This window comes from Paenibacillus silvestris (assembly GCF_009882985.1).
GTDB classification, from domain to species: domain Bacteria; phylum Bacillota; class Bacilli; order Paenibacillales; family NBRC-103111; genus Paenibacillus_E; species Paenibacillus_E silvestris.
Map to the genome: position 1 here is coordinate 166,658 of NZ_WTUZ01000015.1, position 24,743 is coordinate 191,400.

General features: G+C 47.8%; 20 protein-coding genes and 1 riboswitch. Of the genes, 12 read left to right on the forward strand and 8 right to left on the reverse strand.

What is annotated here, in order from left to right; all coding sequences use genetic code 11:
• Positions 1-119: 119 nt before the first annotated feature.
• The 4 genes from GQF01_RS12005 to GQF01_RS12020 form a co-directional block, all read right to left on the reverse strand.
• A complete protein-coding gene (locus tag GQF01_RS12005) occupies positions 120-1,715 on the reverse strand; it encodes a response regulator transcription factor (protein WP_161406988.1) in 1,596 nt (531 codons plus the stop codon).
• Complete coding sequence (locus tag GQF01_RS12010; RefSeq protein WP_235959569.1) at positions 1,693-3,444, reverse strand: cache domain-containing sensor histidine kinase; 1,752 nt, start codon at positions 3,442-3,444, stop codon at positions 1,693-1,695. The genes GQF01_RS12005 and GQF01_RS12010 overlap by 23 nt, the downstream gene beginning before the upstream one ends.
• A gap of 88 nt (positions 3,445-3,532) precedes the next feature.
• Positions 3,533-4,384 (reverse strand): carbohydrate ABC transporter permease, encoded by an 852-nt coding sequence (locus GQF01_RS12015; RefSeq protein WP_161406990.1) that lies wholly within the window; start codon positions 4,382-4,384, stop codon positions 3,533-3,535.
• A complete protein-coding gene (locus GQF01_RS12020) occupies positions 4,381-5,343 on the reverse strand; it encodes a carbohydrate ABC transporter permease (protein WP_161406991.1) in 963 nt (320 codons plus the stop codon). Before GQF01_RS12020 ends, GQF01_RS12015 begins: the two co-directional genes overlap by 4 nt.
• Positions 5,344-5,561: 218 nt before the next feature.
• Here GQF01_RS12020 and GQF01_RS12025 point away from each other — a divergent pair, with 218 nt between their 5' ends.
• From GQF01_RS12025 to GQF01_RS12060, 8 genes are all read left to right on the forward strand, one after another.
• Positions 5,562-6,533: a lysylphosphatidylglycerol synthase transmembrane domain-containing protein gene (locus GQF01_RS12025; RefSeq protein WP_161406992.1), complete on the forward strand. Its 972-nt coding sequence runs from the start codon at positions 5,562-5,564 to the stop codon at positions 6,531-6,533.
• Positions 6,530-7,990: an alkaline phosphatase family protein gene (locus GQF01_RS12030; RefSeq protein ID WP_161406993.1), complete on the forward strand. Its 1,461-nt coding sequence runs from the start codon at positions 6,530-6,532 to the stop codon at positions 7,988-7,990. Before GQF01_RS12025 ends, GQF01_RS12030 begins: the two co-directional genes overlap by 4 nt.
• Positions 7,983-8,732 carry a glycosyltransferase family 2 protein gene (locus GQF01_RS12035; RefSeq protein WP_161406994.1) on the forward strand — a complete coding sequence of 250 codons (750 nt, stop codon included), beginning with the start codon at positions 7,983-7,985 and terminating at the stop codon, positions 8,730-8,732. The genes GQF01_RS12030 and GQF01_RS12035 overlap by 8 nt, the downstream gene beginning before the upstream one ends.
• Positions 8,729-10,243 carry a hypothetical protein gene (locus GQF01_RS12040; protein WP_161406995.1) on the forward strand — a complete coding sequence of 505 codons (1,515 nt, stop codon included), beginning with the start codon at positions 8,729-8,731 and terminating at the stop codon, positions 10,241-10,243. Before GQF01_RS12035 ends, GQF01_RS12040 begins: the two co-directional genes overlap by 4 nt.
• Before the next feature lie 130 nt (positions 10,244-10,373).
• Positions 10,374-11,435 (forward strand): hypothetical protein, encoded by a 1,062-nt coding sequence (locus GQF01_RS12045; protein WP_161406996.1) that lies wholly within the window; start codon positions 10,374-10,376, stop codon positions 11,433-11,435.
• Positions 11,436-11,478: 43 nt separating this feature from the next.
• On the forward strand, positions 11,479-12,960 hold the full coding sequence (locus GQF01_RS12050) for a copper amine oxidase N-terminal domain-containing protein (protein WP_161406997.1): 1,482 nt from the start codon (positions 11,479-11,481) through the stop codon (positions 12,958-12,960).
• A gap of 86 nt (positions 12,961-13,046) precedes the next feature.
• On the forward strand, positions 13,047-13,970 hold the full coding sequence (locus GQF01_RS12055; RefSeq protein ID WP_161406998.1) for an FTR1 family iron permease: 924 nt from the start codon (positions 13,047-13,049) through the stop codon (positions 13,968-13,970).
• Positions 13,971-14,017: 47 nt separating this feature from the next.
• Complete coding sequence (locus GQF01_RS12060; RefSeq protein WP_161406999.1) at positions 14,018-14,773, forward strand: UDP-glucose/GDP-mannose dehydrogenase family protein; 756 nt, start codon at positions 14,018-14,020, stop codon at positions 14,771-14,773.
• A 50-nt stretch (positions 14,774-14,823) separates the two neighbouring features.
• Here GQF01_RS12060 and GQF01_RS12065 read toward each other — a convergent pair whose 3' ends face one another.
• Positions 14,824-15,927, reverse strand: coding sequence for a YncE family protein (locus tag GQF01_RS12065; protein ID WP_161407000.1), 1,104 nt, complete (start codon positions 15,925-15,927; stop codon positions 14,824-14,826).
• A gap of 172 nt (positions 15,928-16,099) precedes the next feature.
• On the opposite strand from GQF01_RS12065, the gene GQF01_RS12070 reads away from it, so the two are divergent.
• Positions 16,100-17,221: an amidohydrolase family protein gene (locus tag GQF01_RS12070; protein WP_235959456.1), complete on the forward strand. Its 1,122-nt coding sequence runs from the start codon at positions 16,100-16,102 to the stop codon at positions 17,219-17,221.
• Positions 17,222-17,534: 313 nt separating this feature from the next.
• On the opposite strand, the gene GQF01_RS12075 is transcribed toward GQF01_RS12070, so the two are convergent.
• Complete coding sequence (locus tag GQF01_RS12075) at positions 17,535-18,875, reverse strand: 5'-deoxyadenosine deaminase (protein ID WP_161407001.1); 1,341 nt, start codon at positions 18,873-18,875, stop codon at positions 17,535-17,537.
• Between the two features lie 70 nt (positions 18,876-18,945).
• A riboswitch (purine riboswitch) is annotated at positions 18,946-19,045 on the reverse strand.
• A gap of 94 nt (positions 19,046-19,139) precedes the next feature.
• Complete coding sequence (locus GQF01_RS12080; RefSeq protein WP_235959458.1) at positions 19,140-21,257, reverse strand: multicopper oxidase family protein; 2,118 nt, start codon at positions 21,255-21,257, stop codon at positions 19,140-19,142.
• Between the two features lie 342 nt (positions 21,258-21,599).
• Between GQF01_RS12080 and GQF01_RS12085 the strand changes: the two genes are divergently transcribed.
• The 3 genes from GQF01_RS12085 (at position 21,600) to GQF01_RS12095 (ending at position 23,607) form a co-directional block, all read left to right on the forward strand.
• Positions 21,600-21,800 carry a cold-shock protein gene (locus GQF01_RS12085; protein ID WP_079415431.1) on the forward strand — a complete coding sequence of 67 codons (201 nt, stop codon included), beginning with the start codon at positions 21,600-21,602 and terminating at the stop codon, positions 21,798-21,800.
• A gap of 93 nt (positions 21,801-21,893) precedes the next feature.
• Positions 21,894-22,121, forward strand: coding sequence for a cold-shock protein (locus GQF01_RS12090; RefSeq protein ID WP_145665171.1), 228 nt, complete (start codon positions 21,894-21,896; stop codon positions 22,119-22,121).
• 73 nt (positions 22,122-22,194) lie between these two features.
• Positions 22,195-23,607, forward strand: a complete 1,413-nt coding sequence (locus GQF01_RS12095) for a M23 family metallopeptidase (RefSeq protein ID WP_328803444.1) — start codon at positions 22,195-22,197, stop codon at positions 23,605-23,607.
• A 70-nt stretch (positions 23,608-23,677) separates the two neighbouring features.
• On the opposite strand, the gene GQF01_RS12100 is transcribed toward GQF01_RS12095, so the two are convergent.
• Positions 23,678-24,712, reverse strand: coding sequence for a potassium channel family protein (locus tag GQF01_RS12100; protein ID WP_161407002.1), 1,035 nt, complete (start codon positions 24,710-24,712; stop codon positions 23,678-23,680).
• Between the last annotated feature and the right edge of the window lie 31 nt (positions 24,713-24,743).

The window sequence follows — 24,743 nt, forward strand, 5'->3', positions numbered from 1 at the left end:
TTATAGGATTAACAGAATTAATGAAGAAGGATAGTAATGAACACACTTCTTTCACTATTGATCACAAAATAATCAAATACGAAACGTATCCTGGATGTCAGGAAAAATGTTACCCGCTTTTATCCGTTTTTGCCTACCTCGCTTGGACTCATGCCTGTATACTTTTTGAAAATAGAGCTGAAGTAAGGAACGTTCTTATAACCGACTTTCTCGGAAATTTCATAAATGAGATGTTTGCCTTCGGCCAGAAGGGCTTGTGCTTTTTTCATTCGGACTTGAATGAGATAGTTGGTGAACGTTTCGCCGGTTGATTTTTTGAAAATCTGGTTCAAATAGTTCCGGGATAGATATAGTTGTTTTGACATATCTTCCAGGGAAATCTCTTCAGCATAGTGATCATGCGCATATTGAATCATGAAATCGACAGCTTCTTTATGCTTCGAATTCTCGTTCCAGTGCCGGCTCGTGGCGATGATATGAATTTTGGCGCGCAGCCAATCCTGCAAGTGGGTTGCCGTTTCAATTCGCCTAATTTCTGACGGCAGATGCATGTCCGGAAAAAGTTCATCCAGTACAGTACCAACGCTGTATAAGGAATAGGCGAAGATGGTCCATAGCTCTGTGCATAAATGCTGTAAGTATGCTGGTGTAATCGTTGGCATCTGCTGCAACTGATGAATATAGGCATCCACAATCTGTGCTGCTGTCTCCTCTTTTGAATAAACGATGGCTTCAGCAAGCTCCTGATAAAATTTGATGGGCCGAATTGCCAAATGAGGCGGCAGGGAGGACGGTTTGCCTAGCTGAGGCGTGATCGTCTGCTGCAGCAAATCGAGAAAAGCCTCCTCGGTAGAATCCGATATTTCCTGCCAAGTCGGTTTCATCTGGCCGAGTCCAATCCGAATGTTCAGCTTAAGATACATCAGTACGCAGTCTGTAATCCGGCTGCCAATGGTTTGAATGCGGCTAAGGGCTGAGTCATTGGACTCCGAACGTTCAATATGAAACATGATCGCAGCATGATGGCTGTGAAGCTCTATGAAGTCGGACTCCGGCCAATCTTCCGACAGAATTTCCTGAATTATATTAGCTAGCGCAAAGCGGAATAAATTCCAATCAATTAGCGATAGGTTCGCCGTACGGATCGTACTCATCAACTCAATACCCATAACGAGGTGATTGCGATGAATCCAGTGCTGCTGCTCAGTAGGAGGAGGACTCAGCCCGGCAACCCGCGAGGTGCCTGTTATGACCGATTTCAGCCATTCCTGCTGTCCAAATGGTTCATAGAGCATGAGCTTGTTTCGGATGTCTTCTTGTTCCATCTTGATAAGCTCTTTGGCTTCCAGCTCTTTGATGACCTTCTCCAGAACAGTCCGAAGCTCATCTACCGTCACAGGTTTTGATAAATAATCACTGACCTGCAATCGCAAAGCTTGCCGAGCATACTGGAAATCGGTATAGCCGCTTAGGATAATGATTTCGCCTGGAAAGTTCGCTTCACGCAGCTTCTCAATCATTTCAAGGCCGTTCATTACCGGCATATAAATGTCTGTAATAACGATATCCGGCTGAGTTGATTGGATCATGTCCAGCCCCTCGGCGCCATCGCTGGCTTCACCAGCGAATTCAGCGTCTATGGCTTCCCAAGGAATCGCCTTTTTCATGCCTTCGAGCACTTGAAAGTCATCATCAATGATGAGTATTTTCCACATAATACTGCTCCTCTACCTGTTCTTTGTACTGAATTTGCGGCAGCAGAACCATGACAAGCGTCCCATTGCCCTTAGAACTGCTCATTCGAACACCGTAGGGAAGTCCGAAATAAGCCTCGATCCGCTCCTTCACGTTGCGCACGCCATAGCCGCCTGTTTTTCTTACCTTTGGTTGATTCCAATCAGGACGCAGCCCGACGCCGTCATCCCATATCTTGAATTGGATGTCTTGATTGATCAGCTGCACGCTCACCTGAAGCTCCCCTTTCTTCCTGCCATGGAAGCCGTGAATAATGGCGTTCTCAATGAAAGGCTGTAAGGTTAGTCTTGGTATAAAGAGCTCTCGTGCAGATTCATCGATATGAATGCAGAATGATAAACGGTCACCCCAGCGGATTTGCTGGATCTGCAAATAACATTCAACGTGAGTGATTTCGTCAGCGATCGGAATAAGCGTCTCCCCGTTAGATAGGCCGATACGGAACATTTTGCCCATTAAGGAAAGAATCTTGCTAATTTTATCTTGTCCTGAATCAATAGCTAGCCAGTTTAATTGATCAAGCGTATTGTACAGAAAATGGGGATTAATCATCGCTTGCAGCGCTTGAATTTCCGCTTCGCGCTGGCGTTTATGTTGAGCTTTCAAGGAGTCCAGCAGCTCCTCAATACGTTCCATCTGCTTGCGATAACCATTAAATAGGTTCCCGAACTCATTGGTATAGTCTTGAGGCAAGTCTGTAACAAAACCCCGTTCAGGAAGCTTGCTCATGAAGTTGAGCAGTAGTTTGATTGGCTTCGTAAACTGTCTTGAAATAAAAAACGTGACAAAAAATCCAATAATAATAGCAGAAAGACCGACAGTTAACAGAATCAGAGCTAATCGAATACTGCCGCCAACAATGTTCTTCCAAGGCGTTACCTCAACCAGCATCCAGTTGGAAGGTGATTTACTCCATACCAGTAGGGAATCGCTTTGTTGTTTAGCTGACAGATGTGTGCTTCCAGACTTTGCATTGAGCACTTTCAGCTTATCCAGCTCATCGACTTGTAAGCTTTGATCTCCAATCGATGCAATTTTCCTGCCGCTAGCGTCGAATAAGAGCCGGCTTCGGCCTTCCGTTTCCCCGCGAATCAAGTTCTGTATTTCCGAAGATTTCACATTGAGCATCAGCATGCCGTAGTAAATACCGGAGTTATTGTAAAGCTTTCTTGCATAGCCGATTACATTCAGCGGACCTTTGTTGGTCTGAATGGTCCGTTCCTTGATCCAGGCAGAATCGTTATTCTGAATGTCCGGAAACCAGTCTTCTTCCCGTACTTTTTGCAACGTATAGACCCGAATGGGACCCTGGGAATCTGGCAAAAAAGGGCGTTCCGTATACAAATAAATCGATTGTACCATGGTTGTGCTGTAGGTAATGCTCGCAAGCAAACTCTCCAGATCCTGCTTCCGGCGTTTGCGCTCAAATAAGTCGCTTTCGAGCGGATCGTATTCGATAATATCGATGTTTCTTGAAGCAGCTAGAGACATTTGCTCTATCGAGTTTAACTGAATGACTAAGCGTTTATTCAATTCATTTAATAGATCCTGCTGATAATTAGCTGTATTGCTCGCCAGTTCACGCGAAGTGAGGCTGTAGCTTATCCATGAGGTAACGAGCAGCAGCACAGCGATGAAAGCAGCGAAACTGCCGAAGAACAGCCGGCCGATGCGAACGCGCTTAAACATAGTAAACAAGGCTGATCCCCCTCGTAAGATTCTATTAAATTGGAAAAAAGGCTGCCAAATGCGCAACCTTTTTCATATTTATTTCATTTTAGCCTTTCACAGCACCCGAGGCAATGCCGTCAACAAAATGGCGCTGCGCCATAAAAAAGATGATCAGAGAAGGCAGGATAGAAAGCAGCGACATCGCCAGCAATTGCCCCCAGGGCAGTGCTGATTGGCTGTCCACGAACAGCTTCAAGGCAAGTCCAACCGTGTATTTACTGACCGAGTTAATATAAAGCAGGTGTCCGAAGAAGTCGTCCCAATTCCAGAGGAAACAATAGATGGCGACTGTAACGAGTGCCGGCTTCGTAAGTGGAAGCACAATTCGCCAATAAATGCCGAACCAGCTGCAGCCGTCCATTTTGGCCGACTCATCAAGCTCACGCGGAATACCGCGGATGAACTGCACCAGCAAGAAGATGAAGAAGGGACCTCCAATACCTCCAGCCAAAGCGTGCGGCACATAGAAGGGCAGGTACGTGTTCACCCATCCCCAAGTATTAAACATGATGTACTGAGGCACCAAAGTAACCTGACTTGGCAGCATGAGTGTAACCATCAAGATGGCAAACCAGAAGTTCTTCAGCGGAAAATCCAGCCGTGCGAAGCCGAAAGCGACTAAACTGCAGGAAAGTACAGATGTAATAAGGACTCCAGCAATTAGCTCAAAGGTATTCATATAGAAATGGGTAAAAGTAAATTTAGGAATGGCTACCCAACCTTCGCTGAAGTTAGTCCACAACCATTGGTTTGGAAAAAGAGAAGGAGAGCTCATCTCGGCATTGGACTTGAAGGCGGCTCCGAACCACCACAGCATAGGATAGATCATGACTAAGCTGAACAAGGCCAATAAGGAATGAGTTCGTAACGTTCGAGCAGAGATTAGTGAGTTTCTCATTTACCTTTCGCTCCTTCTGTTTCGTAGAATACCCAGTAACGGGATGAGGCGAAAATGATTGCGGTCACGATCCCGATTACCACGAGAAGTATCCAGGCCAGCGCCGATGCATATCCCATTTCATAACGGGAGAAGGCACGATCATAGAGGTACAAAGCGTACATATACGTCGAGTTGATTGGGCCGCCTTTGGTAATGATGAAAGCTTGCGTGAACATCTGAAAAGAGCCGATGGTTTGCAGCACAAGATTAAAAAGCAGGACTGGAGAAAGCATAGGCAGGGTGATGCTGACAAACTGTCTTACTTTCGAAGCGCCGTCAACGGATGAAGCCTCATATAATTCCGTAGGAATTTGTTTAAGGCCGGCAAGAAAGATGACCATGGACGACCCGAACTGCCAAGCGACAAGGATAATCAATGTGCCTAAAGCGGTCTTGGGATTGCTGATCCAACTGACGCCGTCAATGCCGAGCATGCCTAGAAATTTATTGATGAAGCCGTCCATTCCAAAAATATTTTGCCAAAGGATAGCTACCGCAATGCTGCTTCCAATTAAGGAAGGCAGATAGATGAACGTCCGGTATACCGAAATTCCTTTGATTTTCTTATTGAGCAACATCGCTACCATAAGCGCACTAAAAAGCTTAATGGGCACAGATAATACGACAAACAGGATTGTTATTTTCAAAGACTGTCGAAAAATCTCATCATCGGCAAAGATCCGCTCATAATTGCGTAAGCCAATCCATTCCGGCGCGTCAAGCAGCGTATATTTGGTAAAAGAATAATACATCGATTGGATCATCGGCCATAGTGTAAGCAGCAGAAAGCCAAGGAGCCAAGGGGAGATAAACAAGTACCCAGCTATTGGCGATTCCCAGCGGCCTTTTAGCGAGAAGGATGCTGTTATTTTTCGGGATTGAACTCTTTGTGGAGGAATAGTCGCTTCAGCTTTCATCAGGAATAACCGCCTTTCATGTCGTAACACCTATATGTAGTATAAAAGCTAATAGCCCCCTGAAAAATGAGAGTAATGAACACAATTCATTCAGAATCGAACACTGGTAAAACATCCAATATTATCATTGACGCATAGATGGGACACCTTCTATAATTAGTAATGATAATCATTATCAAAAATTGTCTGAGATATTTTACATAAAAGAAGGTTAAGGAATGCCGAAGAAGCAGCTTATTCGTTTGATCGCCATCCTGCTGGTCTTGTGTTCCCTGTATCTAACATGGCGATGGTTTAGTTCAGAGGCATGGCTGCAGGATGTTGGACTGCTTTTCCAGAGGCCAAGGTGGCTTATTTTCATGACTGGGGTTTATTTACTTTCCTTCCTACTAAAGGCGGCCGCTTGGCGGTTGTATGCAGGAACTGGCGTACGCATCGGCGTTTATTTCCATGCCATCAGCTACAGTTTGCTGGTTAATCATGTGCTCCCGATCAAAGCGGGGGATGGTGTACGCGCGGGCCTGTTTATGAAGCATGGGAAGGCCACTTGGGATGAGGCGCTCCATTCTGTGGCGGTTATGCGGTTAATTGATATGCTCGTTTTAGCAGCGATAGGTGGGATCGGTATCATACGACTGGGCTTGCCCTCTTCGTGGATATGGGTAACTGTAATGGCCGGTGGGGCAATCTTTCTGGCGACAGCTCATTTCCTGCCTGTTATCCGCCGAATACCATTCGTGGCAAAGCATGCCGCTTATTTTAATCTCCAAATTCTCTCGCCAAAAGGGTTCGTCATCATTGCGCTCATCACATGGAGTTGGATTCTGGAGGCGGGTGTGATCTACGCGGTTGCTCGTATGATGGGCTTACAGCCAGGAGTTATCTCTCTCGTGTGGGCGAATAGCATGACGATCGCTGGCCAAATTTTTCATATTACCCCAGGCGGAATCGGTACTTATGAAAGCACAATGAGCGGTTCACTTGCGCTGCTGGGCGTAGATGGAAGAGACGCTTACCGGGCGGCGCTGGTCTCGCATACCTTCAAGTTTCTTTTTGCCTTTACACTGGGAGCTTACTCCCTTGTACGAATGCCTCTGCATTGGCATGAAATGAAAAGTTGGATGAAACGTCTTAAGCCAGCTATCTCAGCAACAAGACATGGTTTTCTACGGAAGGATGACAACATATGAAGAAAGCTTCATCATTTGAAATTGTAGCAGCGAGGTGCTGGAACCTTCTGAACGAAGGCAAGCCGTTTACTCCGATCTTCGTCGTAGGGGTTTTCCTCCTCTATCACATGGGCCAGTGGGCAAGTCCCGGCTTCTGGTCAGCTTGCGGCCTGGGTCTTCTTGTGACCCTCCCTCTTTTTGTCCTGTATTATTGCTTTGATTTTCCGCTTTTTTTACGCAATTACTTGTGGCTGCCCCTTATTGCCGCCATTCTAGTCTGGGAATCATCTGAATTTTTACTCTATTTATTAGCGATTGGACTGTTTTTATTTTTCACCATCTACTTCTGGGGGACTTTTTATTATCGTCTGAGAATTGGGACAACTTGGTGGAACTTTACCCGCTTTTGGAAGCTTGTTCTGAAGAACAGTGATTCGACTAGCGGCAATGCACAGGAGCAGATGCCTAAATTCTTGCTGCTGTTGTTTGTGTGGAACCATTACTATCGTCAATTTGAAAATGGTGCTTCCTCCGACATTGGCACAGGGTTACTTTTTGCAGGAGGTTTGCTGCTGTATAGCTTTATTCTTCATCGATACTTATTTGACTGGAAACCTGCGGAAATCCCGACCTTCACACGTGATTCCAGCAAAGTTCAAGCTGGCGGCGCAGCCCTGAATAAGAAGGTTATCGTCATCGTCGTTGACGGCATGCGCAAAGAACGCTTCGAAGAAGCAGACGCGCCATTCATGAAGAAGCTTCGCTCGGAAGGTACGGAGTACGCCCAGATGGAGACCGTGTATCCTGCACGCACCGTAGTTTGCTTCTCCTCCATGTTCACGGGGACGTATCCACGCGAGCACGGCATTCGCTCCAACATGGTGTGGAGACTGGGGATTCGGGTCGAGAGCATTTTTGACTCGCTGCGAAAAGTGGGTAAGAAAGGGCGCCTTCTCGGCATCGCTCACTTGATTGACTCCATGGGGGACGATGTGGAGAGCGTAACAGCCGTCATGCATAATGACGTTGCCGACCGCAATATTATCGAACGGGCCAAGAAAATTATGACGGAGCAAAATCCGGATTTATTGGTTGCCCAGCTGATCGGCGTTGATCAAACGGGACACAGCCGTGGCGTGTTATATGACGACTATACGCAGAAAATTGCCGAAGCCGACAAGCTGATCGAGGAGTTCGTAGGTTGGCTGGAGGAGCGGGGAATGATGGAGAACACAACGCTCATTCTTTGTGCGGATCACGGCCAAGCTGACGGTATTGGCGGTCACGGCCATTTGGATGAGGGAGAGCGATATGTGCCTTTCTTCCTGCATGGCCCGGCAATCAAACAAGGCCACCGCATTGATGTTAAGCATTCCCTCGTATCTATGGCTCCGACGCTCGCCTATCTGCTTGGCGCACCGTTTCCAAGCCATAGTCGCGGACCTGTACTAACGGAGGCTATCGACCAACATGACTAAAAAGAAAATAATCGTTTTCATGCCGGCACATAACGAAGAAGAGAATATCAGCGGGGTTATTGCCCGCGTACCGAGATTCTTCCACCCGGACTATGAGGTGGAAGTGCTGGTAATCAACGACGGCTCCAAGGACCGTACGGTCGCCGTCGCCAAGGCAGCGGGAGCCGACCACATCGTGTCGTTTCCGCACAATCAAGGACTTGGCGCTGCCGTCCGCGAAGGGCTGAAACAATGCTGCCTGCTCGGCGCCGACATTGGCATCATGATCGATGCGGATAATGAGTATCCGCCGGAACAAATTCCTGACGTCCTGGCGCCTATCATCGCTGGACGTGCGGACTACACCTTTGGCTCGCGCTTCAAAGGGAACATCAAGGGCATGAAGCTGCATCGGAGACTTGGCAACTATACATTCACTCTGCTGCAGGCGATTCTTCTGCGCAGATGGATTTACGACGGCCAATCGGGGATGCGCGGTTTCTCGCGCGACGCCATGGAGAATGCCGTCATTATTCATGACTACAACTATGCCCAGGTGCTCACGATTAATCTGGTTCGTCAGGGATACAGACTAGAAGAGATTCCGATTTCCTACCAGGTACGGACGAAAGGACAATCCTTCATCAAGTTCAGACAGTACGTTTCCTCCGTGATTCCGGCCATTTATAAAGAAATGAGACGGCCAGTCTCGAAGAAACGCCAAGCAAGCCTACGGTTGAAGCGGGATGAAGCGAGTGTATGAAGCATAAGGCAGTGAACTATTTGATGATGCTGTGGGTCGTTGCTGTCATTGGAACAGTGACGTATCTTAGCATTTTCTACGCAAGTCCCTACGTGCGAACATGGGATGAAGTGGATTTCACACTCGCTTTAGAACGTTTTGATCTTCTTGCTATGCAGCCTCACTTTCCGGGATATCCTTACTTTATTTTAGGCGGATGGATAATTAACCAATGGATACATAACGGGTTGAAAGCGCTATCCATCTTTAATGCCTTAGCTGTATTAAGTGCCGTGCTGCCGATATATGGGTTGGCACGCCGTTTAAGCGGTAATGGAGTCATGAGCTTTTTGCTCCCTGCCCTTGTTTTAAGCAGTCCTTATCTATGGCTGATGGCCTCGCGTCCTATGTCGGAATGTGCGGGAATGGCCTTGCTTTGGTGGTTTCTCTGGAGTGTACGTTACGCCATGGATCGCCAAACTTCGCTATTTCGACATGGCTTGTCACTGATGATGCTCGGTTTTCTAATGGGTACACGATTATCGTTTTTCCCCTTCGCTCTAGCGCTTGTACCTCTATGGTACAGCCTATGGCAGAGGCCGGGCAGATGGCGCAGATTAGGACTGGCGGTTCTGGTTGCCTTACTTTTTCAGCTCTTATGGGTAGCTGGTTTGGTGATGTCCGAAGGAACATTAGCAGGTTTCTGGAAGCTGTCGTTAGCCTTTGTCGAAGGTCATTTCTCGGAATGGGGCGGTGGGGTTATCTCTACACCGATGCCGATTGGTGAGCGAATCACGCAGTTATTCGTGAGGAATTTAGCGGGATCTGCATTAACCGGGGGTTCAACGCTAATAGCTGTGGGTTTTGTTCTGCTTGTCATCACTGTGGGGATAGGTCGATTGCTCATCGGCAAAGAAGGGCAGAACTGGGAAAATCGCCAGTTTATTTATGGACTGGTCGGATGTGCGATTCTATATGCATTCTGGGCGTTGCTAGGTCAAAATATTGAGAAGCCGCGCCATATTGTGCCGCTGCTTGCGCCTATTTTCTTGCTGCTATTCGTGCTAACCGCCCGATTAGCGGAGCGGTTGAAGACAGTCAAGCAGCCTCATGTACGCGTCGTACGTGTGTTGCTGTACAGTCTGCTTGTTGGTCTGATCGTCACGCAAACGATCTATGGCTCCCAGCTTCAGAAGCGCCAAGCCATGGAGGAACCGGCTGTTTACCAGCTGCATGATTATGTCCGGCAGATCCAAGAGCCTTTCGTGCTTTTCACTTGGGAAGAGACACGGGTGCTGCACTATTTGGGAGCGGACTACGACAATGAACGAATTTATACGTATGCCTATTTTCAAGCATTGGCAGAATCGGATTTGAAGCGGCGTGTCCTGCTGACCGACCATGTCGTTCAAGGCTTTATTCAGCAGGGGAAACCTGTAGAGGGGCACTTGAAACAGATCGCTGAATTCACAGCGGAGCCTCTGTTTGATCCCGCGTATCATCACATTATTTTGTACGAGTGGGTTAAGTAAAATGGCTAGGAAAAGTGATTAAAAATACTTGTTGACACTTCAATTGATATTAATTATCATTATCAAAGTGTAATAGTCTCGGAAGAAATAATATTCAAAATTTTTAGAATAATTGTTTGGGGGTGAAAAATTGAAAAGACAATTTTTAGCCGGTCTGATGGCCGTTCTGACGGCACTCATCATCTTGCCGGTTTCAGCAATGGCTTATTCCTATGGGGATGCCAATACAGAAGATGTAGCTGAAACGTTCAAGCTGGTGCAATCCAGCATTGGCAACGGCGCGAACGATTGGAATGCAGCAGAGGGCGCCTATCAAGAGAGAAGGGCAGAGATCGTATCGCACTTTGGCGAAGCGGTTGGCAGCACATTAGATGCTAACTTCAAGGCGAAAGACAGCAAGGCGGTTATTGCCAATTTCAAAGGCGTGCTCGTCATGAACCTGGATCGGCGCTTTACCTACGCTATACAGGGGATCGACGATTATGCAGCATCCAAGCTGTTACTTGCTAAGGCTAAAGCGACCTATGACACCCTGCAGCCTTATATGGGTTCAGGCACAGCGGATATCGAGAAAGCATTCGATGAGGCACTCGATGCCCTGGGGAATCCTGGATTGTTTGGTGTTGGGAAGAAGCCGGTACAGCCAGACGTGTTTAAGGAAAAGGTTGGCTTCATCTACGGTAAAGTGAAGCCGTTGTTCCCTTACCAAGCGGCAGCAGCGCCTGTTGCGTCAAGTGAGCCGACGCCTGTCGCACAACCGACAGAAACGCCTAAGACGGAGCCTGTCGTAAAGTCGGAGCCGACACCTGCACAAGAACAGCCTGTTCTTGTGGAGAAAGAAGCGAAACCGGCGGAAACGAAAGCGCCGGATGTGGCAGCAGCCGTGGAGACGAAGGCACCCGAGCCGTCTGCATCTGCTTCGGCTAGTCCAAGCCCAAGTGCAGCGCCGACAGCTGAAGCCGCTTCGCCTACGCCTGCAGCAAGCGCAGCAGCAACCACAGCGCCTGCTAAAGCTGCTGACACAGCAAGCACGACAGTGAAGCAAGCTGAACCAGCCAAAGAAGCATCCGCTCATGCACCCATGCAGCGCACCGACAAAACAAATTCATTTGTGAGCATAGCTGTTATCGGTGGGGTTATTGTTTTATTAGGTGGGGGCGTGTGGTTTGCCCGCAAGAGAAAGTGGATTTAACCGTAAGGTCAACCAATAAATTGAATGATTAGGGGAGAAACTCATGCGTAAATTTCTAGCTGTAGTTTTAAGTGCATCCATTGCTTTATCCAGCGTTGTTACGGTATCATCCGTTGCTTTTGCCGAAACTAAATTCCAAATCAAAGAAGATCAAACGATTTCTGCTAGACTTCAATCCTTCACAGATATCAAAGCACTTTTTACAGATAAAACTGTTCTTGCTGATGTTAAGAAATTATACGTAGATAAATTCCAAACGGATGTCAAACGCCTTGATGTGAACATCAAAGCTGATGATCCTAAGATTGATGCAAATATCCTGCTTGTATTGGACGCAGCTATTAAAGGCGATTTGCAAGTTGGTCAAGCCAAAGAGGCTATCGATAAAGGCTTGCAATGGTACTTCTTCTTCTACCTTCGTGATACGATGAGCAATCAGGTTCGTCCTGCGTTAACGAAAGGCGACGTTGCTGGAGCGACAGCTGCTTTCGATAAAGTTGTTCAAGTCTATGAAGGCGCACTGCAGCCGAATGTTACGAAACGTGATGCAAAGTTCGGCTTGAACATGGTTCCTCTTTTGAAAACAACGATTGAATTGATTCAAAAAGACATTAAAGATAACAACTTGAACGACTTCAACTTCCACCGTCAAATCCTTGATAAAACATTAATTAAGAACTATGCATTAGCGACATATACATACGCAGAGAACGTTGGACTAGCAGCAGCTGCTGATCAGCCGAAAGCAATCACAGAAGGTTACTTCCTCTACATGCCTGTGTACACATACCTTAAAGGTGGAAGCCCAGCTGACGCTGATTTCGTGAAAAATGCCTTCGCTTCAGGCGATGCCAGCAAAATCAAAAAAGATGAAATCGGTGACGCTCTTCAACGCACAATGATTGGTAAAGTATCCGAGTACGTCAACCAAATATTCGTTAAACAAGATGCTGGTGACTTGCAAGGCGCTCGTGGTTATGTGGCGGAAGGTACAATGTTCCTAGCTAGCCAAGAAGTTTTCTTGGGTAAAGAGAAATATGCGGCTGCAAGTGTTGCTGCTACGAAATTAACAGAAGCTGTTGATAAATCTGATGTTGCTGCTACAAGAGAAGCTGGTTTCGAAATCTTGAAGTACATCGTTGACAAAGATGGTTCAAGCTTAAAAGTAGGCGACAAAGCTTATAAAGTGAATGGCGCTCCTTTCACAGCTGAAAACGCACCGTTCGTTAATCAAGAAAGCGGCCGTACATTAGTGCCGGTTCGTCTAATTGCTCAAGCGATTAATGCTGAAGTTGAGTGGGTAGAAGCAACGAAAACAATCGTTATCACAAAAGATGGCAAGAAAACAGAAATCGTGGCTGGTTCCGATCAAGTTGTTGAGAATGGTAAAGTGAATGAGAAGGTCAAATTGGATCAACCCGTTGTTCTTGAAAATGGCAGCTCTTTCATTCCTCTTCGCGCAGTAGCTGAATTGTTCGGTTATGGCGTGTTCTATCAAAATGGTGACATTATCATCCTTCGTTAATCTTTTCACTCATAGAAAGACACTTGTGCCGCTTATGCGCAAGTGTCTTTCCGTATGAACGGAAGATAGAGGACAGGGGGCGAACTATGGATTTACAGGCTTTTCTCATTACATTTCGCGAAGCGCTTGAAGCTATTCTTATTGTCGGTGTCATCCTAACCTATTTAACCCGTATCGATGCGATTAAGTGGCACAAATGGGTGTGGGTTGGCGTATTTTTCGCTGTAATCGTTAGTTATGGATTGGCCCTAGCTTTCCAAGTGTTATTAACGGGATTTGCGAGTATGGGTAGTCAGAATTACATGAAAATCGGGATTATGCTGATCTCGTCCGGTCTGTTAACTCATATGATCATGTTCATGGGTAAGCAGAGCAGTGAGCTGCAAGGAAAGGTTCAGAGCAAAGTTGCCCATATCCTGACCATTGGCGGCGCTATCAATATGGTTGTACATTCCTTCCTGGTTGTTGTGCGTGAAGGGGTGGAGACGGTTTTCTTCTTCGCAGCCATTACAGGCGGCAACATTCAGAAAGCACTTGAAAGTTGGGGAGCCTTATTCGGACTAGTGCTGGCTATTGTGGTTGGGCTTCTTTTTTTCAAAGGAACGAAAAAGATTCGCTTAGGTACATTTTTCCGTATAACCGCTGTGTTTCTGATGATGATTTCGGCAGGATTATTTGTTCAGGCGATTGGTATTATGCAAGATTTGGGGATTATAGGTAGTTTATATCGAACAGCAGGTCACCAAATCGGTGAAATCTATAATATAACGGGTTTCATGCCGGAGCATCCCATCGATGGTGTGCAGTATCTCCGTGATTATGGCAAAGAGCCGTTCTTGAGCGGTCAAGTGGGCATTTTCTTTAAAGCGTTCTTAGGCTATACGCAGAATCCTTCATTGGAAGAGTTCGTTGGTTACTGGGGATATTATTTCTTGGTCTTCATCCTGCTGGGTGTGCAGAAAAAGCGACATGAGCGGGAGCAAGCTAAAGAAGATGAGGTTGCAGCGTAAGAACATCTGGCGCGTTGGAAATAGGGAACGACAAGGAGTGAGGATATATGACGAAAATTGGTATTGTTGGCTACGGGCATGTAGGTAAAGCGATTCATGCGCTATTTCCGACTGCCTCAGTATATGATGCACCTATGGAAATAGGCAGCAAATCGGAGGTAAACGCTTGCGAGGTAGCTTTTATTTGTGTACCAACTCCCTCGCTTCCAGACGGTCAATGTGACACCTCTATTGTAGAGGAAGTAGTTTCATGGCTGAGCGCCACCGTGATTGTGATTCGGTCGACCGTCCCTGTCGGCTTCACAGATGCCATGAAGGAACGGACAGGGAAAAGAATCGTGTTTCAACCCGAATATTATGGGGAAACCGTTGATCATCATTTTTCGGATTTGCGGCATCGGACATGGCTTACATTCGGAGGGCAGTCCGCTGACATCAGTCTGGTCATTCGCGCCTACCAGCAAGTGTATAATGCAGAGGTTCGCATTCGGCAGACAGATGCGCGTACGGCAGAGCTGGCGAAGTATATGGAGAACTGCTTCCTTGCGCTTAAAGTATCTTTCTGCAATGAGTTCTATGATATTGCTGGCGCCCACGGTATTGATTACAATGAGCTGCGCGAGGTATGGCTGGAAGATCCGAGGATAGGACGAAGCCACACCTTCGTATATGAAGACAATCGCGGCTACGGTGGCAAATGCTTGCCGAAGGATGTCGGCGCATTGATACATATGGCTGATGAGCATGCGACTAACGCGGATCTGATGAAAGCTGTTCAGCGTAAAAATGCCACTCTTCGCTAGCACAAAATAAGCCTCCAAGCCCACATCCTGTGGGTTTTGGGGCTTATTTGTTATCTGTGATCTTGAATCACGGTGATCGAGCTTTCATTGCCAACATAAATCCGGTTGCTCCGCGTATTCAAAGCCATGTTCCCAGCTGATTGCCCAGTGCGCAGCTTGACCAGCAGTCGATTCGTTAGTCCGCTGTACACGAACAAATCTCGGGTATCAGAGTCTCCAACATAATAACGGTTCGTGAGCGGGTTGACGAGAAGGGAAGAGAACGTGGGGATGGATAAAGTCGTTGTAATCATATTCGTTAAGCCATGAATAACGAACAGTTTGCCTTTTCCCTCCTGCTGAGCACTTGATACATAGATGCGATTCGTTAGTACGTTTACGGCAAGCTCGCTTTGGCGTCTTCCGAGCTGGATAGGCGTGCTTCTCCCGAGTGTTGTACCTGAGATCACAGATGCAAAGCGGCTTAGGTTATTAGCTACGTAGATCCGATTCGTCTGAGGGATGATAGCTGGCGTAATAATCGGATTCTTACCTACTTTTATCGATTTAATCACAGTCATCGTAAAACCGTCGATAACATGAACGGAATCCTTGCGTACATTCGTCACGTAGATCCGATTGGTTCGTTCCTCAATAGCGATAAGGGCTGGTGATCCGCCTACTCTTATGGTTTTCAGAACACGGTTGGTGCCCCCGTCGATAACGCTTATGGTACCACTCGTACTGGCGACATAAATACGATTGCTCCCGCGATGAATGGCAATGCCAAAAGGCCGCTCACCAACAGAGACATTGGTGATCACTTTGTTCGTTTTCCCATTAATGACGGTGACGTTGGCCGCTCGGAAGTTTGTCGAGTATATTCGGTTAGTACGCGGGTTCACAGCCAGAAATGTAGCGCCATCCCCTGTTTGTACAGTGCCGATAACCTGATTAGCGTTACCGTCCAGTACGCCTACTTGATTTTCGCCAAAAACATAATAAACGCGGCCTGTAGAAGAGTTAACGCGAATGTCACCTACTTGGCCAGCCACGGGCACAATTTTGATAACTTGCGGGTTATGTCCAAGTCTTTTGGACTGCTCAGCTGGACTTGTCTGACCTGGATTTACTTGCACCTTAGCTTGTATAAGGGGCTTTGAAGAGTGAGTCATGGGAATCCCCCCTTCTCTGAGTTTAATGAATGCAATAGTATATGGTCGGTAAAAGAGATCGGAAACTTGTTTACTCGGAATGTCAGGAGATTCTCCATACAAAATGAAATAATGGTATAATTTAGGTGATTATTATTTACTGGAGAATGGCTAAAGGGGCGGAGCGTCTAAGATGTCTAATGAGAGAACAAGTATGTTTATTGGTGTAAGCGTTTGCGTCTGTGTTTGTATCGGTGTTGGGATTTGGATTTTGAACTCGCTTCATCTCGGGGAATCGAGAAGCATGCGGGCAGAGGCTGTAACACCAGTGGCGGCAATCATGACGGCAACAACAGTTGAAGCCAATCCATCCACGCCAGTAAAAAAGAGCTTTGACGATCTGCTTCGGCAGTATGGACCTGTACCACTTGCAGACGCACATAACCATGATGCTAGCGGATCGAGGTACACAGGCATGCACAATATGTGGAAACGGGATGCGATGGATCGCGTTATTCTTTTTGGGGATGTATCGGAGTCCAGTGCGATTCAAACCGATGCCAATGCCTGGAATGCTTATATAGAAAGGCCAGATTTCTTTGTGCCTTACTTCTCAGGTTTTGACCTGCATGATCCTTCTAGTCTGGAGGTCGTAAGGAGTAATCTGGAGCAAGGTTATTTTGGCCTTGGTGAAGTTGCTGCTGCTTCGTATTACTCACCCGTTGTATCGAAGGTGGAGTGGAAAGCCAAGGACCCAATGGATGGCTTTCTTCCGCAAATTTATGAGTTGTGTGCCGAGTACCAAGCGCCAATATTGCTCCATATCGATCCCCCGAATGGCTTCGTGATTGATAAATTGGAGGAAGCTTTGGCAGCGCATCCTAAGACAACCTTCATTTTTGGCCATGCCAATGCCTATAATTCTCCTGAGAATATCAAGGGATTATTAGAGAGGCATGATAATATCTATATGGATTTTTTTGCAGGGTTTACCGTGCTCAATCCGGAAAGTACGAACCGAATTGAGGATTTTCTCCCTGTTATGAAGCAATTTCCTGACAAGTTCATGCTCAGCACCGACTCTGGCTATGGGCTTCCTACGGAGGATGCCGCCATCGAAGCGATGTATCGCGTCATGGATGCCATCGGCGATAGAGCGCTGATCAAGAAAGTGGCTTATGATAATTTAGATGCGATCATTCGGAATGAACCAGCTACCAAAACGCAGAAGGAAGCTATCCAGAAGAAGGACGCCGCGCACGATGTCGCGAAGCTTACTAAGCTGGAGGCTGGGAAGCTGCTCTGGGGTAAATAGTGAGGAGTAATGGCTAGTCACAACATGCAAAATGTACATCAAATAGCTGACTTTACCGGCCTCTGGAGTCGAATCATGCATAAAGTACATCAAATTTAGCGTGACCACCCTATTTTCCGAGATATCTACTGATTTTGATGTACGAAATGCAGGATTACTTCCGAAGAATGCCTAAAACGCAAAGGTTTGCTGTATTTTTTACACTTTCTCGCGAACGAATCCTGCATCCGCGATAATAAACCGTAGCACATGACGAAAAAAAGCCTGCCGTCCAACTGCATTTGCATGCAAGTGTACGGCAGGCTTTCTCTTGTCAGCGCAGGTTAGCGCGCTTCAGCAGCCGCTGGATCGAGCGGTTTGCCTCAGGCAGGACGATGTCCTTGTCGATGGTCCGCATGATGCGGTTTTCCATGACGATCCGCCCATTAATGATCGTTGTCTCCACATCAGCGCGTGTCGCGGAGTACACAATGCGCGAGATCGGATCCACGTCGAAGGACGGATACGTGTGGAAATTGATCAGATCGAGGATCGCTAAGTCGGCCTTCTTGCCGACCTCGAGACTGCCGATCTCCTTCTCCATACCGACCGCACGCGCGCCGCCAATGGTCGCCATGCGGAAGACCGTCTGCGCGTTCATCGCCGTCGGTCCGTGCACGGGCTTCTGGATGAGCGCCGCCAAACGCATCTCGTTGAACATATCGAGATTGTTGTTGCACGGTGCGCCATCAGCACCAAGCGAGACAGAGATGTCGAGCTTCAACATGTCTGGCGTCTCGGCAATTCCCGAAGCAAGCTTCAGGTTTGAGCCCGGGCAGTGGCTGACGTGGACACCGCGCTCATGGATGATGCGCTTCTCCTCGTCATCGAGCCAAATGCAGTGCGCCAGAATGAGGCGCTCATTCGCTAAGCCCAGATGGTCGAGATAAACGACATTGCGCATGCCGGTCTCGGCCTGCACAATCTCAATCTCGCCCAGATTCTCAGATGCGTGCGTATGCACTTTCACTTGGTACTGCTCGGATAAGCTGCGAACTTCACGCAGCAGCTCCTCCGTGCACGAGATGACGAATCGCGGCGAGAACGCGTATTGGATGCGGCCGTCGTCGTGGCCGTTCCATTTCTCAAGCAAATCGACGCTCTGTTGAAGCGATTCGGACGTTTTTTCTTGCAAGGGGAACGGCACCTCATCGCCCTTGTCCATCATCACTTTGCCGGACAAAGCGCGGATCCCGCTCGATGCGATGGCTTGGAAAGCGAAGTCGGTATGATGCACCGTCTCCATATCGACGATGGTCGTTGTACCGCTTTGGATCAATTCGCCGATTCCGAGCAAGGCGGAATAATAGATGGATTCCTCGTTGTGCGAGGCCTCTAGTGGCCAAATCCGCTGCTTCAGCCAATCCATCAGCTCCAGATCGTCTCCCTTACCGCGGAACAGCGTCTGACATAGATGAATATGAGTCTGCACGAAACCTGGAATGACTGTCCGGTTTGCAGCGTTAATCACTTTGTCTACTTGCGCGGGGTCTACATGTAAGTCGGGGCCGATTGCCTTGATCCTGTCGTCTTCAATGAGGATATCTCCGACGAAAATATCGCCATCGCGGTTCATTGTTACTATTTCTGCCTGTTTAATAAGAATAGTCGCCATGGGCATAAACCTCCTGCTTCTGTTTATTGTATGACGTCAGGAACATAAAAAAACTAGCCACGAAAAATATGCAAATGCGCACATTCTTCGTAGCTAGAAATTTACGGTTTCTAAGTAGAGACCCTTAATCCGATTATTAAGGTTATACGAAAGATTATATTCAGTTCGTGTCGTTCCTGCTTTCCTCTAGCGTAAATGGATTCTAACCATTTGTCAATCTAATGTTATGAATGTTAACACGAACCCTACATCCCCTCCCTCTTTTTACTCGGGATGGTTTTGCGTTCCGCTGCCCACGGAATATGGGGTTGTCACACCTTCATACATCAGGTGCATCGACATGCCTGCGGCGGCATGCACAAGATTATGGCAGTGATCCATCCATAACCCCGGATTGTTGGCAACGAAGGCGACTTCATACGTCTCCCCCGGCAGCACGTTCAGCGTATCTGACCACCAAGGACTGCCTGTTGAAGGCTTGCCATTGCGCGACAGGACAAGCACATGATGTCCATGCAAATGCATCGGGTGCTCGACATTTCCACGATTAATGAAAGTCGTTTTGACAATATCCCCTTCCTTCACCATAAACATCGGCGCATTCGGGAATACTTCTCCATTCAAAGTATAGAGGAAATCAAAGTTGCGGTTATAAATGCCGAGCTTATTATCCAGAATTAAAGTAAACTCTCTGTCGAAGCGGCTGCTCGCATCAAAGGGGGTTGCCGCCGGGCTTCCATAGGAAAGAGGATCGAAATCCACGGTCTTCGGAGTTTCAGGGACGTTTCCGCTGCCATCGGAGGACATTAGAATGCCTCCGTTACGATTCTCTCCTACATTAAGATAGACTGGACGCTCAGGCATAATGAATGTGATATCATACCTTCCTCCAGTAGGCACAACTATGCGGGTATTGGTTAACACATCCGGCTTATTTAGTTCTGTTCCATCAATGGCCGCCACCTCAAAATGTGTACCAACGAGCGTGTAGTTCTGATTCACCCAATCGTCAGTGTTAATCAGCCGCATTCGGACAGGCGTTCCTGGAGCGATCGTCATGCGTTCGAGTTGATCCGAATCGCCGATTGCAATCGAAGCGCCTTTCCAGCGATGCGTCATCACGGTGATATCTTTTACCGGCTGAAGAGGTTCCGTTCTTGGCTCTACGATCAACGCCCCGAAGAGTCCCATACTGACGGCTTCGCGCGAGTCCTGGTGGGAGTGATACCAGAAAGTGCCGACCTGTTCGGCACGGAAGCGGTACGTATACGTTTCACCTGGCATAACCGCATTTTGCGTAGCACCGGCGACACCATCTTCAGCATTCGGCACATCCAGGCCATGCCAGTGTGCGGTAACGCCCTGTTCGATGTCTTGATTCATGAGCGTAACCTCGATCAACTCTCCCTCTTTCATGCGGAGTTCTGGACCGGGAATTTGCCCGTTGTACGTCCAAGCATCCACGGTTTTGCCTGAGCTGAGCGTGACTGTTTTTTTCTGAGCGGTTAGTGTAAAATGACGATCCGGCGTCCCCTCGCGTGGGCCTGTCAGGTCAGCGATAGAGATCATTTTGGCCGAATTGCCGTTCATTGCAGTCATACTGCTTTGGTGATTATGCATACTCATGTCTGCTGGCATCACACCGCCGTAATCATGCGTTCCGCTGGCCATATCGATTTCGGCAGGCAGTTCACTTTTGTCCATGACATAGTTAAAGAGATAATACCCGGATGCTCCCAGTACTGCGAGTACACTGAGCATAACCAAGTTGCGTTTCCAAAAAGCCGGGGCTGTATAAGTTTCCATTTTATTAACCTCTCCGAAACGTATCTGGTGCCTCCACCAAAGTCCAGCAGTTGCCAGTACGAAGGCAGCCAGCGGTATGGAAATATCGAGCCATTTGAACGGCACCGGCGGCGCTAGTGCGAAATAAAACGAAGTTAATGCGGCGAGTGCCGTCATTTGAAAAGGAATGATGAGGCCCGGAGCGGCTGCTCTCATGTGTGCTGTCGAATCAACTGGCGCTGCCTTCTCAGGCTCCCCTAGTGCTTGCTTCGTGATGGCACGAAGCTTGAGCAGTTTAGGCACGGCTACGAACCAGATGGTTAGTAGCGGCAGAATGAGCAGCGGTGCTTGAATAAGCGCATGGTCGATCCAAAAGGTTGTGAGCATGGTCTGCTGCATCCAGACGATAGCTCCAAGAATGGCAGCAGCCGGGATGACGGGGAACCATACCCAGAACAAGAGTTTGCGTGTTTTACGGTGCATGCGCTCGATTGTGCGGCTATAGAGCAGTCGAGAAGCTTTAACGCTCCCGATCCAGGTGAATATCACGAATAGCAACGAGGCTAACAGTATGGTATCAATGCTTATGCTGTACAAAATGAAGACCCTCCTAAATGTTTACGATACCTTCAGTATAGAGTCCCTTGTAGAAGCGGCAAACGGTCCAGGGACCAAGTGACTACCTAGACTTAAGTTGGGGGCCCTCCTCTTTTGCTCGCAAACAAGGGTGGGGGTAAGCGATTACATTTAGCATGTAAGAATTGGAAATAGTTTGCGTTTTCAATTGTGATGTGCTATTATAAAAACAATCGACAAAAAGAACCTGAATTCACATATTGTAAAGGGTTTTCATTTTTGTTAGTGAACCTTATACAATGTGTGAATTTTTTTCTCTTTGAAGAATAAAAAACATGTTAATAATTTTTGGAGGTATTTCTCATGGCTACTGGTACAGTAAAATGGTTTAACGCAGAAAAAGGTTTCGGTTTCATCGAAGTTGAAGGCGGCAACGATGTATTCGTTCACTTCTCCGCAATCCAAGGCGACGGTTTCAAAACTTTGGACGAAGGCCAACAAGTTGAGTTCAGCGTTGTTCAAGGCAACCGCGGACCACAAGCAGAAAACGTTGTAAAACTGTAATATAATTTAAAAGACTGCCTTTACTTTGTAATGGCAGTCTTTTTCAATTTAGCTATTGAAGTTTACTTACGTAAAACGCTGAGGAGGTTCATCATGTATTCCAGAAAAAAGTCATTTGAAGAGATGCCTCTAGAAAATGTGACGATATGGTCTTGTGAACAAGAAGGCTGTAAAGGCTGGATGCGAGATAATTTTACATTCGATCACGTTCCGACTTGCCACTTGTGTCAGTCCACCATGGTTCGAAGCGTCAAGTTACTTCCTTTAGTTAATAACACAAGCAGTGATCAGAAAGCGCTCAAAAAAGGCGTTCAAATTTAATATATTAGAAACCCGGAGACCCTATTGTCTTCGGGTTTTTTATGTTATCACAAGCGAGGGAGGAATAGCTGCTGTGAAATCAAAAAAACGCCGGCAATGGCCGCTGTTGGTAGGCGCATGTGTGCTTGCGGCTTGTGTCGTGATCGTTATAGGCAAATCACCATTTGGCCCGGTCTCTTCCTGGAACACCGCCGATAAGGATACTCCCGTCGCGGCAACACCGGTGCCTACACGGCCACCTAGAGAGGCTTTGGAGTTCCGCATGGTGGATCTAGACCATGGCTGGGTGAGATACGCCGATGGGATCGCAGCGACCGAGGATGGCGGTGGCTTGTGGCTGCCCGCAGCTGAAGAAGCGGCTGCTGCACAAACAGCAGTTGATGGCTCCCTAGCTGAGCTTTTAAGCTTAGAGGAAGCTGGGACAACCAGCCCGCCTGGTTCTAGCCCTAACCCGCCCACGGCGACGCTCGGCGGGGTTGCGCTGCCGGTGAAGCAAACGCAGTTCCTTACACCGCGTATTGGTTGGGCGCTGCCCGCCAGCAGCAAGGATGCGAAGAATCCGCTGCTGATAACCGCTGACGGCGGGCAGACTTGGGTGGATGGCATGACCACGGAGGTCAAAGATGCCATCCTCAAGGAGAAGAGCCATTTGCAGCAGCTGGCGAAGGAGAAAGAGCTTTACGCAACGAAGGACGCTGCGAAAGGGATCATGAGCGCCAAATGGAAGCTCGTGCCTGAGAGCGTGGCACCTGGAGATGCGGTGCTTGTTCGTCACGATGAGCCAGGGAGTATCACCTGGCTGAACAAAACGTACACGCTCCAACCATATGGAGCGGGGTATTTCACGTATTTGCCGATTTCGATGAGTGCGAAGCCCGGCAAATACCCGATCGGCGACCAGACGCTCACCGTGGTGCCGAAGAAGTTTGAGACGCAGTATCTCAAAGTCACGTCAGAGATGGAGAGCATGAAGCAGGATACGGCGCGCATCAATGCCGATCAGAAGAAAATCGATCTGGCGCGAAGCAAGTCCGAGCCAGAGTTTCTGTTCAGCGGGCCATTCGTGAAGCCCATCGAGGGGATTTTGACGACGCCATATGGCTATACCCGTTACGTTAACGGGAAGTACGATAGCGCGCATATGGCGGTTGACCTGGCCGCGAAGGAGGGCACTCCGATCAAAGCGACCAATGACGGGATCGTGGCGCTGGCCGAGAGCCTGTATTTGACCGGCAATTCCATTTATCTCGACCATGGGATGGGGCTTTTTTCGCAGTACGCGCATCTCTCCGAGCTGCGAGTGAAGACAGGCGACCGGGTGAAACAGGGCGACATTATTGGGCTCGTCGGCACAACCGGGTTCTCGACGGGGCCGCATTTGCACTTTACATTTTGGGCGCATAATGTACAGGTCAATCCGGATTTATTTTGGAATACGACACCGTTTCGATGGGTTCAGCCGGTTCAGACTAAGCCTAAGGGTTGAACATAAGGATAGGGATAAAGATAAAGGACACCATTCTTCGCTGCGCGGAGAGGTTGGTGTCCTTTATGTATTATTTTAGCTTAGAAAGGCGGTCGTAGGTTTCTGCGTCACAGATGACGAAGAGCTGCGCATCCTCGGGAATGAGCTGGTCTAACTTCTGGTTAATATTCAGTTGATCCCGATCGGAGATCAGTGTCGCCCCCTCAAGGAGAAGATGCTCAAACGCGTCGCGGTACGTGCGCCAAGAGCTCCTTTTGCCAAGCACCTGAAGGCTGCTGCTGGACTGCCTGGTCAAGAGCTGCGATACGATCCGTGACGATCCCGGTGAAAAAGCCGAGCGAACAGCAAGCTGCGAAATGGTCTCGGAGCCCAGGATAAATTCATTCACGTTGACATGCTGGAAATTTTGCATATTTTCGCTGTTTTTGATTTCGACGATGGAGTGGACGTCGCGATAGTTGCGCTCGATGGTTGTGGCGACTAGCAGTGTTTTGCCATCAACAAAAGAGGGGTCGCGCAGCATGGCCTGGTCCTCTGTGATCTCATTGGCGAAGATGAAGACGGAGCGGGCTTTTTCCATATTCGCCATTTCCAAAGTTTCCATATGTGTAGGATTGCCTCTTATATAGTGGACTCTATTATGTACGATCGGTGTTTTCTCGAGGGTATCGATCAGCACGACCTCCGTTGATGTGTCCGTGTTCAAAATTTCTTGGATCGCCAGCTCGGCATTTTTGCTCCAATCAATGATCACGAAATGTTGTTCGCCTTGATATCTCAATTTGCCCGCTTCCTTTCGCTGTCTATATACAAATAATGAATCAACGACTTTGCTGATGGTGACGGAGATGAGGCCAATTCCGAAAATATATAGAAAAATACCGAGGCATTTGCCGGCTACGGTTTTTGGCGCATAGTCCCCATACCCCGTGGTGGTCACGGTTGTCATTACCCACCAAAGTCCGTTGAAGATGCTCCCGAAGGTTTCTTTTTCCAGCATATAAGCACTGATGGCAGATAGAAGGATAAAGAGAAAGGCTAGACTATAGATGAACTTGTTGTTCATTCGCAGCAGTTTGAGGAAGATCTTACTGAAATAGAACATGGGAACTCCCTTCCTGAAAAAGTAGATATTG

Coding starts and splice junctions, on each gene's coding strand:
- GQF01_RS12005 (WP_161406988.1), bottom strand. CDS start 1,715: ATGTGGAAAATACTCATCATTGATGATGACTTTCAAGTGCTCGAAGGC.
- GQF01_RS12010 (WP_235959569.1), bottom strand. CDS start 3,444: ATGTTTAAGCGCGTTCGCATCGGCCGGCTGTTCTTCGGCAGTTTCGCT.
- GQF01_RS12015 (WP_161406990.1), bottom strand. CDS start 4,384: ATGAGAAACTCACTAATCTCTGCTCGAACGTTACGAACTCATTCCTTA.
- GQF01_RS12020 (WP_161406991.1), bottom strand. CDS start 5,343: ATGAAAGCTGAAGCGACTATTCCTCCACAAAGAGTTCAATCCCGAAAA.
- GQF01_RS12025 (WP_161406992.1), top strand. CDS start 5,562: ATGCCGAAGAAGCAGCTTATTCGTTTGATCGCCATCCTGCTGGTCTTG.
- GQF01_RS12030 (WP_161406993.1), top strand. CDS start 6,530: ATGAAGAAAGCTTCATCATTTGAAATTGTAGCAGCGAGGTGCTGGAAC.
- GQF01_RS12035 (WP_161406994.1), top strand. CDS start 7,983: ATGACTAAAAAGAAAATAATCGTTTTCATGCCGGCACATAACGAAGAA.
- GQF01_RS12040 (WP_161406995.1), top strand. CDS start 8,729: ATGAAGCATAAGGCAGTGAACTATTTGATGATGCTGTGGGTCGTTGCT.
- GQF01_RS12050 (WP_161406997.1), top strand. CDS start 11,479: ATGCGTAAATTTCTAGCTGTAGTTTTAAGTGCATCCATTGCTTTATCC.
- GQF01_RS12055 (WP_161406998.1), top strand. CDS start 13,047: ATGGATTTACAGGCTTTTCTCATTACATTTCGCGAAGCGCTTGAAGCT.
- GQF01_RS12060 (WP_161406999.1), top strand. CDS start 14,018: ATGACGAAAATTGGTATTGTTGGCTACGGGCATGTAGGTAAAGCGATT.
- GQF01_RS12065 (WP_161407000.1), bottom strand. CDS start 15,927: ATGACTCACTCTTCAAAGCCCCTTATACAAGCTAAGGTGCAAGTAAAT.
- GQF01_RS12070 (WP_235959456.1), top strand. CDS start 16,100: ATGTCTAATGAGAGAACAAGTATGTTTATTGGTGTAAGCGTTTGCGTC.
- GQF01_RS12075 (WP_161407001.1), bottom strand. CDS start 18,875: ATGGCGACTATTCTTATTAAACAGGCAGAAATAGTAACAATGAACCGC.
- GQF01_RS12085 (WP_079415431.1), top strand. CDS start 21,600: ATGGCTACTGGTACAGTAAAATGGTTTAACGCAGAAAAAGGTTTCGGT.
- GQF01_RS12090 (WP_145665171.1), top strand. CDS start 21,894: ATGTATTCCAGAAAAAAGTCATTTGAAGAGATGCCTCTAGAAAATGTG.
- GQF01_RS12100 (WP_161407002.1), bottom strand. CDS start 24,712: ATGTTCTATTTCAGTAAGATCTTCCTCAAACTGCTGCGAATGAACAAC.